10 protein-coding genes and 1 other annotated feature are annotated in these 10996 nt (G+C 48.9%); of the genes, 9 read left to right on the forward strand and 1 reads right to left on the reverse strand.

Annotation, left to right across the window (positions count from 1 at the left end; all coding sequences use genetic code 11):
- From PEPTYR26121_RS07080 to serS, 8 genes are all read left to right on the forward strand, one after another.
- Window positions 1-1344 carry an aminotransferase class I/II-fold pyridoxal phosphate-dependent enzyme gene (locus PEPTYR26121_RS07080; protein WP_180500572.1) on the forward strand — a complete coding sequence of 448 codons (1344 nt, stop codon included), beginning with the start codon at window positions 1-3 and terminating at the stop codon, window positions 1342-1344.
- Window positions 1341-1643: a hypothetical protein gene (locus tag PEPTYR26121_RS07085; protein ID WP_180500574.1), complete on the forward strand. Its 303-nt coding sequence runs from the start codon at window positions 1341-1343 to the stop codon at window positions 1641-1643. Before PEPTYR26121_RS07080 ends, PEPTYR26121_RS07085 begins: the two co-directional genes overlap by 4 nt.
- Before the next feature lie 264 nt (window positions 1644-1907).
- Window positions 1908-2132, forward strand: a complete 225-nt coding sequence (locus PEPTYR26121_RS07090; protein ID WP_180500575.1) for a FeoA family protein — start codon at window positions 1908-1910, stop codon at window positions 2130-2132.
- Window positions 2133-2140: 8 nt separating this feature from the next.
- Window positions 2141-2386: a FeoA family protein gene (locus PEPTYR26121_RS07095; protein ID WP_180500577.1), complete on the forward strand. Its 246-nt coding sequence runs from the start codon at window positions 2141-2143 to the stop codon at window positions 2384-2386.
- On the forward strand, window positions 2383-4500 hold the full coding sequence (gene feoB, locus PEPTYR26121_RS07100) for a ferrous iron transport protein B (protein WP_180500579.1): 2118 nt from the start codon (window positions 2383-2385) through the stop codon (window positions 4498-4500). The genes PEPTYR26121_RS07095 and feoB overlap by 4 nt, the downstream gene beginning before the upstream one ends.
- Before the next feature lie 8 nt (window positions 4501-4508).
- Window positions 4509-4655 (forward strand): FeoB-associated Cys-rich membrane protein, encoded by a 147-nt coding sequence (locus PEPTYR26121_RS07105; RefSeq protein ID WP_180500581.1) that lies wholly within the window; start codon window positions 4509-4511, stop codon window positions 4653-4655.
- Window positions 4656-4868: 213 nt separating this feature from the next.
- Window positions 4869-5036, forward strand: a complete 168-nt coding sequence (locus PEPTYR26121_RS07110) for a DUF362 domain-containing protein (RefSeq protein WP_180500583.1) — start codon at window positions 4869-4871, stop codon at window positions 5034-5036.
- A gap of 94 nt (window positions 5037-5130) precedes the next feature.
- Window positions 5131-5295 (forward strand) — a binding site (T-box leader).
- A gap of 36 nt (window positions 5296-5331) precedes the next feature.
- Window positions 5332-6624, forward strand: a complete 1293-nt coding sequence (gene serS, locus PEPTYR26121_RS07115) for a serine--tRNA ligase (RefSeq protein WP_180500584.1) — start codon at window positions 5332-5334, stop codon at window positions 6622-6624.
- 76 nt (window positions 6625-6700) lie between these two features.
- Here serS and PEPTYR26121_RS07120 read toward each other — a convergent pair whose 3' ends face one another.
- On the reverse strand, window positions 6701-7780 hold the full coding sequence (locus PEPTYR26121_RS07120) for a stalk domain-containing protein (protein ID WP_180500586.1): 1080 nt from the start codon (window positions 7778-7780) through the stop codon (window positions 6701-6703).
- 397 nt (window positions 7781-8177) lie between these two features.
- Here PEPTYR26121_RS07120 and PEPTYR26121_RS07125 point away from each other — a divergent pair, with 397 nt between their 5' ends.
- Window positions 8178-10883, forward strand: a complete 2706-nt coding sequence (locus tag PEPTYR26121_RS07125) for a cation-translocating P-type ATPase (protein WP_180500588.1) — start codon at window positions 8178-8180, stop codon at window positions 10881-10883.
- The last annotated feature ends 113 nt before the right edge of the window (window positions 10884-10996 follow it).

Consider the following 10996-nt stretch of genomic DNA (forward strand, 5'->3'; position numbering starts at 1 on the left):
GTGAAACGTCCGCTTTTTGAACGGCTCCGATCCTTTCGGGGAGACGTAAATTTCGCCATGCCCGGCCATAAAAATCGGGTGACCTTCGATTTTGATTTACGAGACGATATGACGGAAATTGTCGGTGCCGACAATCTCCTGAATCCCGAGGACTGTATCAAAGCGTCCCAGGAAAATATAGGGAAGGCCTACGGGGTAGCTCAAAGCCTGATGGTGCCCGCAGGCTCCACGACCGCCATAAAAATCGCCCTCTTCCTCGCCACAAGGCCGGGGGATAAGGTACTCGTCCAGCGCAACAGCCATCTTTCCCTCTTCCACGCTGCGGTAAGTTTGAATTTAAACCTTTCTTATTTGGAAGGGGAAGTGGACGAGGAGGAGGGCCTCTTTGCAGGCATAACGCCGGAATCCGTGGAAGAAGCACTGGAGGCCGATCCCGGAATAAAGGCCGTGTTTTTAACGAGCCCGGATTATTTCGGCGGCATCTTGCCCTTAAAAGAGATCGCCCACATCGTCCACAGTCGGGGGAAGAAACTTATCGTCGACGAGGCCCACGGCGCTCACCTGGCCTTCAGCGAACTTAAAGAATATTCAGCCGTCAACTATGCAGATTACAGCGTACAGTCCCTCCACAAGACGGCCCCCGCCCTTACGGGAGCGGCCCTCCTTCACCTAAAGGAAGAAGAGGAAAGAAACCGCGTGCTGAAGGGAATGCAACACTTCCTCTCCACATCCCCATCCTATCTCACCATGCTTTCTTCGGAATTCGCCGTCGCCGCCATGGAAGAACAATATGACGACGAGCGAGTAAACTATTGGCGAGAGGAGATTATAAAAAGTGTAGGCGATCTCTACGTCCCTCGACGAGAAGGGAGGGGGCTTATCGCCCACGATCCCTCGAAGCTTCTCTTTCATATGGGGGGAAGAAAAGGGAGTGAGGTAGTAGAATCCTTGGCGAAAAGGGGTATTCACTTAGAAATGGGCGATCGCCATTATGCCCTCGCCATCTTGTCGCCTTACAATACGGACGAGGACTTTCGAAAGCTCATAGGGGAATTAAAGGATCTGCCTACGGGAGAACCGGAGACATTATATTGGAAAAGGCCGCCCCAAGCGGAAATCGCCCTTTCGCCAAGAGAGGCCTTCTTCAGCCCGACCCGATCCCTTCCCGTGGAAGAAAGTGTAGGGTCCGTCGCCGCCGATACGATCACGCCCTACCCGCCGGGAATTCCCATCATTACTTATGGGGAGCGGATATCTCGTGAGATAGCAGAGTACATCATGGAATATCCCGACGCCATAGGTAATTCAGACGGCACTATTACCGTTGTAAAGGAGGAATTATGAAGTATTATGTCATCGAAGGAAAATTTAAAACCTTCCAATTTTCTCTGGAAAACGAAGAAAACAGCGAACTTCGAAAAGAATTTGAGAATTTCTTAAAAAAAGGAATGGAAGACGGCCACATCCTTATAATGGGCGGTCGGGCCCACGGCGTACTGGGTATCGGAAAAGGGGAACATCTCGACGATATGCTTCAAAAATTCGAGGAAGATCCCCTGACCCTGGCCGACGTGGTGGAATATCGCATGGTGGAAATAGAAGAACCCGTCATCAGCAAAACTGCGGAACAGTTTTTTAAGTAAAGAAAATCGGCGCAATCAAAAATCGAGCAGGTCGATGGCCGCTCGATTTTTTTGTCCCCATTTTTAACTCGGCCTCAGCATTTTCGTCTCACGATTTGATTTACATCGGGAACAATATTTTAAATTGAGAAACTTTATTATTTCATTGCCATTAATTATGTAGAGTGTTATAATATCATTAATGAGAAATACTATTGATTTTTGAGATATCTTTTTTTTCGGCCATCGCTGATAACGGGTATCAACAAGATCGGAGGAATACATATGAATTTACTTTTAGCACCGAAGGATGTCGATCTGAAGGTTCTAAAAATTCGCGATCGAAAACTCGATAAGACACAGATCACCCATTTGCAAAACTTAGGTTTTGTAGAAGGTGCTAATCTTCGTGTCGTAAGCGATGTACAGGGCTCGATTATCGTCATCGTCAAAGGGGTACGCGTCGGCCTTGGAAAAGATTTAGCGGAATGTATTCGCGTCAGTGCGTGAGGTGAACAATGAATTTAAGTCAAGCAGAAGTAAATAAATCCTATTGCGTCGATAAAATTACGGGGAAGGGTCCCTTAAAACGTCGCATTATGGATATGGGTATTACGAAAAACACCACAATATTCGTGCGTAAGTTCGCTCCTTTGGGCGATCCCATTCAGATAACGGTACGCGGCTATGAACTTAGCCTGAGAAAAGCCGACGCCGAATTAGTAGAAGTTACGGAAATCGATGAAGAGGAGGCTAACCGATGAGAATTGCACTGGCGGGAAATCCCAATAGCGGCAAAACGACCTTGTTTAATGCCTTGACCGGCTCCCATCAATACGTGGGTAACTGGCCCGGCGTAACCGTAGAGAAAAAAGAAGGGAAGTATAAAAAGGACACGTCCATTAAAATTACCGACTTGCCCGGCATATATTCTCTCTCTCCCTACACCCTGGAAGAAGTGGTGAGCCGTAAATACTTATTAAATGAGCAGCCCGATGTCATCGTCAATATTATCGACGGCGTCAATTTAGAGCGTAATCTTTACTTAACCACCCAGCTCTTGGATCTGGGCATTCCCGTGGTCGTCGCCGTGAACCGCATGGACGTCGTGCGCAACAAAGGGGACATGATCGATCGGGAAGGGCTTTCAAAAGCTCTCGGCGCAGAAGTAGTGGAGATTTCCGCCCTTAAAAAAGAAAATATGGACGGTTTGATGGAAGCTGTCAAGGCGGCGAGCACGCGCTATGAAAAAGATCATATCGTTTACGATCCTCAATTAGAATCGGCTGCGGAAGACATTTATAAAATCTTGCCCGGTCTCTCGGCGAAAGATTCCAAGCGCTTCTACGCCTTAAAATTAATCGAAGGGGACGAAAAACTCGATCTGAACCTAACCGCCGATGAAGAAAAGAAAATCGGAGACCGCATCGCGGAGCTCGAAGATTTCTACGAAGACGACGGAGAAGGCATCATTACCGAAGCCCGTTACGGCGCCATTTCGGATATCGTCACCGGGAACTATAAGGCCGGTAAGAGAGGAAAGACCACCAGCGATAAAATCGACACCATCGTCACCAATCGCATTTTGGCACTTCCCATTTTCGTAGCTATTATGACGGCGATTTACTATGTAAGTGCCGTCGTCGTAGGCGGACCGGTTACCGACTGGGTCAACGACACCCTCTTCGGAGAATATCTCGCCGACGGCGTCAGTACATTGCTGGAGTCCATGGGGACGTCCCCCTGGCTCGAATCCCTCGTCGTCGACGGCATCTTCGCCGGCGTCAGCGCGGTTTTAGGCTTCCTGCCCTTAATCGCCACCCTCTATCTCTTCCTCGCCATTATGGAAGATGTGGGCTATATGTCCCGTATCGCCTTTATCTTAGATAGAATCTTCAGAAAATTCGGCCTCTCCGGCAAGAGCTTTATCCCGATCCTTATCGGTACCGGCTGTTCCGTACCGGGGATCATGGCCACCCGTACCATCGAAAACGAAAACGACCGACGCATGACCGTCGTCGTGGCGAGCTTTATGCCCTGCGGCGCGAAAGTTAACCTGATCGGTTTATTCGTCGCCTCCTTCGGATTCTGGTACTTTATGCCCATCGCTTACTTCTCGGGTATATTGGCCGTCATCATTTCGGGCCTTATCTTAAAAAAGACCTCCATCTTCCAAGGAGATCCGGCCCCCTTCGTCATGGAACTTCCGGAATACCATATGCCCTCTGCTGAAAATGTATTGAAGAGCGTATGGGAACGCTGCAAGGCCTTCGTTAAAAAAGCGGGCACGGTCATCCTCGTGGCTTCCGTAGTTATTTGGTTCCTGCAAAACATTTCCGTACACGGCGAATTTGTAGAATTTGCGGAATCCACCGACAGCATTCTTTCCGGTTTCGGAAAAGTCGTGGCTCCCATCTTTACCCCCTTGGGCTTCGGCAACTGGCAAGCCACTGTGGCCAGCGTAACAGGCCTTGTGGCGAAAGAAGCGGTAGTATCCACCTACGGCATTATCGGCGGCATTGCCGACGGCAACGACGCCGGCTTACACGCCTTCGTTATCAGCCAATTTACTTTCTTAAGCGCCCTCTCCTTTATGCTGTTTAATCAATTAAACGTACCTTGTTTTGCCGCCATCGGCGCCATTCGCGAAGAAATGAAATCCAGATTCTGGGTCCTCTTCGCCCTGGCTTACCAAACGGGCTTCGCTTACGCCGTGGCATTGGTCGTCTTCCAAATCGGTGGCCTGATTCAAGGCAAACCCTTCACCCTTTGGACAGGTATAGCTTTCGCCCTCCTCATCGCCTGCATTTGGGGGATCGCAAGAAAACCCTCGAAACAAAAGCAAGTGCCCATCGGGCGTGAGCAAACACAAGAATAGGAGGAATTATGGGAAACTTTATCGTACTCGCCGTCGTCGTGCTCCTCGTAGCATACGGTGTGCGCTCCATTTATAAAAAACGAAAAGAAGGCGGTTGCGGCTGTGGATGCAGCTCCTGCGACAGCGGCCACTGTTCTTCCCATACACATGAATAAAAGAGATGCCTTCGGGCATCTTTTTTTGTGGAAGCGCACTGCAAAATTCTAAGTGATTCACTCTGAATTGTGAAAAAAGTTAATATAACGTCGTATTATTTAGCTTTTCTACTTGAATTATAAAAGATCAATGCTATAATAAATTCAGGAAGTAAAAAAACAGGAAAAAACGGTATTCCGTTACATACCTGAAGATAATTTGGAGGTATCATTATGGCACATAAAATTACTGACGCTTGCATCGCTTGTGGCGCTTGCAAACCCGAATGTCCGGTAGACTGCATCGCTGAAGGCGATGTTTACAGCATCGACGCTGACGCTTGCATCGACTGCGGTTCTTGCGCATCCGTATGCCCCACCGGCGCAGCTCAACCCGAATAGGATTTAATTAAGAAAAGGCGTTCTCCGCAAGGACGCCTTTTTTTATTGCATCCATAGCCAGAACGGGGAAGCTGTGGTATACTAGTGGCAACTGTATAAGGTGATGAAGAGGAAAAGTAAAGAGTGAAACGCTTAAGAGAGTCTGCGGTCGCTGGGAGCAGATGCTGGAAACTTTTGAATCCGCCTCGGAGCCTGTTAAATGAAGTGAATCGCATAGCGATTAAGTTGGGTGGCAACGCGGGTTCGACTCGTCCCATAGAGGATGATCGGAGCCCTTTTTTTATTGGAGGTAAACATGCTCGATATTCGTTTAATTCGGGAAAATCCGGAACTGGTAAAAGAAAACATTAAAAAGAAATTCCAAGACGAAAAAATCGCCCTCGTGGACGAAGTGTTGGAACTGGATATTGAAAACCGTCAAGCCAAGACAGAAGGCGACGAACTTCGCGCCAAACGCAACCAACTGTCGAAATCCATCGGCGGCTTAATGAAAGACGGAAAAAAAGACGAAGCGGAAGAAGTAAAGGCGGAAGTAAAGGCCATTAACGACCGCATCGAAGAGCTGGAGACGGAAGAAGCTAAAAAGAGCGAACGCATTCGCGAGATCATGCTCGTCATTCCCCAAATCATGGACGACACCGTGCCCATCGGAAAAGACGATTCCGAAAACGTGGAAGTGGAACGCTACGGCGAACCCGTGGTGCCCCCTTACGAAGTACCCTATCATATCGATATTATGGAAGCGTTAAGCGGCGTGGATCTCGACAGCTCCAGAAAAACATCGGGTAGCGGCTTCTACTATTTAATGGGAGACATCGCCCGCCTTCACTCGGCCATCCTTTCCTACGCTCGAGACTTCATGATCGACAAAGGCTATATCTACCACATTCCGCCCTTTATGATCAGAAGCGATGTAGTAAGCGGCGTCATGAGCTTCAGCGAAATGGAAAACATGATGTACAAAATCGAAGGGGAAGACCTCTACCTTATCGGTACCAGCGAACACTCCATGATCGGGAAATACATCGATTCCATTACGGAAGAGGACAGCCTTCCCCATAAGCTTACGAGCTACTCCCCCTGCTTCAGAAAAGAAGTGGGCGCCCACGGTATCGAAGAACGGGGCGTGTACCGTATCCACCAATTCGAAAAGCAAGAGATGGTCATTATCTGTAAGCCCGAAGAGAGCAAGGCCTTTTACGACGAGCTCTGGCAAAACACCGTGGAATTCTTCCGCTCCATGGACATTCCCGTGCGTACATTGGAATGCTGCTCCGGAGACCTTGCCGACTTAAAAGTTAAGAGCGTGGACGTGGAAGCCTGGTCCCCTCGCCAAGAAAAATACTTCGAAGTGGGCAGCTGCTCCAACCTAGGCGACGCACAAGCTCGCCGCTTAAACATTCGCGTTCGCGGAGAAGACGGCAAACTCTGCTTGGCACACACCTTAAACAACACGGTCGTGGCGCCGCCGAGAATGCTCATCGCCTTCTTGGAAAACCACTACCAAGAAGACGGCTCTATCTTTATTCCCGAAGCCCTTCGTCCCTATATGGGCTTCAAAGAAAAAATCGAAGTACCGAAAAAATAAGAACACATTAAAAGACGCCACCTTTTCGGTGGCGCCTTTTTGATTCTCGAAAATCTTATTGTAAGGCATGCTTATTTTAGCCTTGAGAATACGCTTCTACAATATTCTTTTGAAGATCCATATAGAAATTGAACATGCCGATGGGATCCATTTCACTATTGGTCAGGCCTTGGCGGATGTACTGCTCCGGCGTCTTATTCATGGGCATGATTTTATAATGGTTGTTTTTGTACTGAATATAGTTCACCTTGGCAGCCACATAACCGTAGCTTTCTCCGTCATTTAAAAGGGGATTATAGTACATCTTGTAAATCGTAGGTTCATTATTATCCTTCAGAACGATTCGGTCGCCGGCAAGGTTCATATCCAAGTGGAGTGCCGCAGCTAAATAACGAAGAGAGACGAAATTCTTTCCGCCAATGGTCTTCGACACAACTTCACTTGCCTGCCTGTTTTTAGCAGCGTCCAAACCGCCGAAGGAAATATTGTCGCACATCAGGGCGTATTCGTAGTTCCACACCTTTTTTCCCGTGGCGGTATCTGTCAAGACGGGCACCATTTCTTCGTACTCGTTTGGTGCTTTGGCGTAAGTCCAACCCATGGCGCGGGCAAAGTCGCTTATGGGAATTAATAATTCCCCGTCGACCTTCTTAGTAATGAGTTCGAAAGATTTTCCGCGATAGTCCACATTCACCCGATTGGGATCCTTCGGCGGCACATAGCCTTCGCCGACGATGACCGTGCGATTGGTGCGGTCCCAATCTACCTTTTCGCCGAAGTTTTCGGAAATAAAGCGAAGGGGAACGAGGGAGCGATCGTTTATAATCTGAGGCTTAACATCCATGACCACCTGTCTCCTCGAGCCCTTTTCCGTTACATAAGCTACCTTACTGTTGAGAGTAAGATCCATAGTGCGTCCTGCCTGTACAATTTGAATGCTACGATCGGCTTTGTTCCACTTCACATCGTAGCCCAAAGTTTCGCTTACGAGGCGAAGCGGCACCATGGTGCGGCCGTTTTCGATGCGGGGCGATACGTCCCCTTGAATATAGCGGCCGTTAATAAAAAGCTGCACCGATCCCTGTGCCGAGCTCTTTGCCGGAAAGACAAGGGCCAATAAAAGAATTAAAAGAAGGTAGCGGCGAGATTTTTTCATAAAATTCATCCTTTCTTTGACAAAAGTATCTGTAAAGAGATTATAATATGGCAACGCACTAAATTCTATGGCAAAAGAATCTTACAACAAACATTTTGGATCTAAATACACTTAATCATATAAAAAATCGAATGGTATTCTGAAATAAGAGAAAATCGATTTGCAGTTAAAGATAGATGGAGAATTGTTTTCCGCCAGGATAGATCCGGGAAAACCGGGGTAAAAGTGGATAGGAAATAATTGCGTTCACGCCGACCCTTTGGTATACTGTAATGCGAAACAAAGGGGAGTAACTACTATTCTTGGTCGTCAATCCGGCTTTAGCCCGGCCAAGGATCCTAAACAGGCTGTGAGACTTTTGTCCTAGAGACAAGAGTCTTTTTTTTAAGGAGGTATTATGGACTGGTATCAAATGACCCCGGACGAGGCGGTCGGCAAACTGGAGGGAGATAGCCGCAAAGGGCTTTCCCAAGAAGAAGCCGAGCGTCGCCTTTCGGAATACGGGGCGAACGAATTAAAAGAAGAAGAGAAAAAGCCCTTGGCCAAAAAACTGGCGGAGCAATTCCTGGACCCCATGATTATTATTTTATTGATCGCCGCCGTTATTTCAGGCGTAGTAGGAGAAGCGGTGGATTCCGTTATTATTCTCCTCATCGTCATCGTCAACGCATTATTGAGTATTTTCCAAGAGGGGAAAGCGGAAGAAGCTATTGCCGCTCTCAAAAAAATGAGCTCCCCCACGGTAAAAGTCATTCGTGACGGCGCGTCCAAGGAGATCAACTCCGCGGGCGTCGTTCCCGGCGACCTCGTCGTACTGGAAACAGGCGATATCGTGCCGGCGGATCTCCGCTTATTGGAAAGCTCCAATTTAAAAATCGACGAATCCTCCCTTACTGGAGAATCCGTCGCCGTTGAAAAACACGCCGAAGAAAAACTTACGGAAGAAGTGGGCATCGGCGACAGACTGAACGTCGCCTACTCCGCCTCCATCGTAACCTACGGACGGGGCAAGGGCATCGTCACCGCCACGGGAGAAGATACGGAGATCGGTAAAATCGCCACCTCCCTCTCTTCCATGGAAGAAGAACAGACGCCCCTTCAAAAAAAACTGGCGGGCCTATCCAAAACCCTGGGTATTTTAGTCGTCGCCGTCTGCGCCGTGGTCTTCCTCGTGGGGAAACTTTACGGCCACGAAACCCTCAGTATGTTTATGACCTCGGTATCTTTGGCAGTAGCTGCCATTCCCGAAGGCCTTCCCGCCATCGTGACCATCGTCCTCTCCATGGGCATGGGCAATATGGCGAAGCGCCACGCCATCGTAAAAAGACTGCTGGCAGTAGAAACCTTAGGCACCACCACCTATATCTGCTCGGACAAAACGGGCACCCTGACGCAAAATGAAATGACCGTCACCCACGTCTACGTAGACGGAAAAGTGCTCGACGTCTCCGGCACAGGCTACGCGCCGAAAGGGGAAGTGAGTTTCGACGGAAAGCCCGTCACCTTCGATGACGTGCACGGTCTTAAAACCTTAAGCGCCATCGCCAACTTGGCAAACGACGCCGATCTTACGGAAGAAAACGGAACATACGGCATTTTAGGCGATCCTACGGAAGGCGCTCTCATTACCTTCGCCGGAAAACAGGGAATCGACGAGAAAAAACTCGAAGAAGAATACCCGAGAGTGGAAGAAATTCCCTTCGATTCCGAGCGGAAAATGATGTCCACCTTCCACAAAAACTACTTCGAAAACAAAGTATCGTCCTTTACAAAAGGCGCGCCGGACGTCGTTTTAAGCCGCTGCAAATACTTCCTGAAAGACGGAGAAGTAGTAGAGCTTACGGAAAAAGATCGGGAAGCAATTTCCGAACAAAACAACAGCTTCGCCAAAAACGCCCTTCGTGTCCTGGCTTACGCCTACAGAAATTACGACGAACTACCTTCGGACATCAGCTCTGAAACAGTCGAAAAAGACATGGTCTTCGTCGGCCTTACGGGCATGATCGACCCGGCCCGTCCGGAAGTAAAAGAAGCCATTAGAGAATGCCGCTCCGCAGGCATCGTCCCCGTTATGATCACGGGGGATTACCTCTTGACGGCGAAAGCCATTGCCGAAGAGCTCGGCATTTTACGCGAAGGGGACCATGCCATGATGGGCGAAGAGCTCAACGGCAAGAGCCCGGAAGAAATTCGTGAAATCGTAAAGACCACCCGGGTATTCGCTCGGGTTTCGCCCCAAAACAAAGTGCAAATCGTAACGGCCCTTAAAGAAAACGGCGAAATCACCGCCATGACCGGCGACGGCGTTAACGACGCACCCGCCATTAAAAAAGCGGACATCGGCATCGCCATGGGCATTACGGGTACGGACGTGGCGAAAAACACCGCCGATGTCATCCTAACCGACGACAACTTCGCTACCATCGTCAACGCCGTAGAAGAAGGCCGCATTATCTATGCGAACATTAAAAAATTCGTAACCTTCCTATTGAGCTGCAATATCGGGGAAGTGCTTGTAGTGTTCCTTTCCATTCTGTTGAACCTGCCCACGCCTTTCCTTCCCATTCAGCTCTTGTGGCTCAATCTCGTAACCGACTCGTTCCCTGCCCTCGCTTTAGGCGTAGAAAAAGGGGAAGAGGAAACCATGCTCGAGCCGCCGAGAGATCCGAAAGAGCCTATTTTGGATCGCAAGGTTACCATTACCTTGATCATTCAATCCTTAGCCATTACGGCGGCGACCTTAGGTGTTTACTACTACGCGCTTACGACCCACGGCGCCACCGGCGACGGCCTCGTCTACTCGAGAACCATGGCCTTCTCCACCTTGGTCTTCAGCGAACTGTTCCGCTCCTTCTCATCGAGAAGCATCGACGATACCCTCTTTAAAATGGGATTCTTCACGAACAAGCGCCTGAACCAAGCCGTGCTACTATCCCTCGCCTTGGTCCTCGTCGTACTATACGTGCCGGCATTGGAAGCTATGTTCCACATGACCGACCTCGGTTTTATGGACTGGGTCATCGTATTAATTTCCGCCCTGATCCCCTTAGTCATCGGCGAAATTCAAAAAATGATCCGCTTCGGCCGTCAACAGGCCAACTAAAACACGCCGCCTTCTGCACTGACCCCCAAAAGTTGGACCAAGAAATCCAACCTTCGGGGGTCTTTTAATGGCAAAATATAGTTATGAATTGAAGAAGAAAATTGTCGAAGAAT

Source organism: Aedoeadaptatus nemausensis, from assembly GCF_903819165.1.
Lineage (GTDB): Bacteria > Bacillota > Clostridia > Tissierellales > Peptoniphilaceae > Aedoeadaptatus > Aedoeadaptatus nemausensis.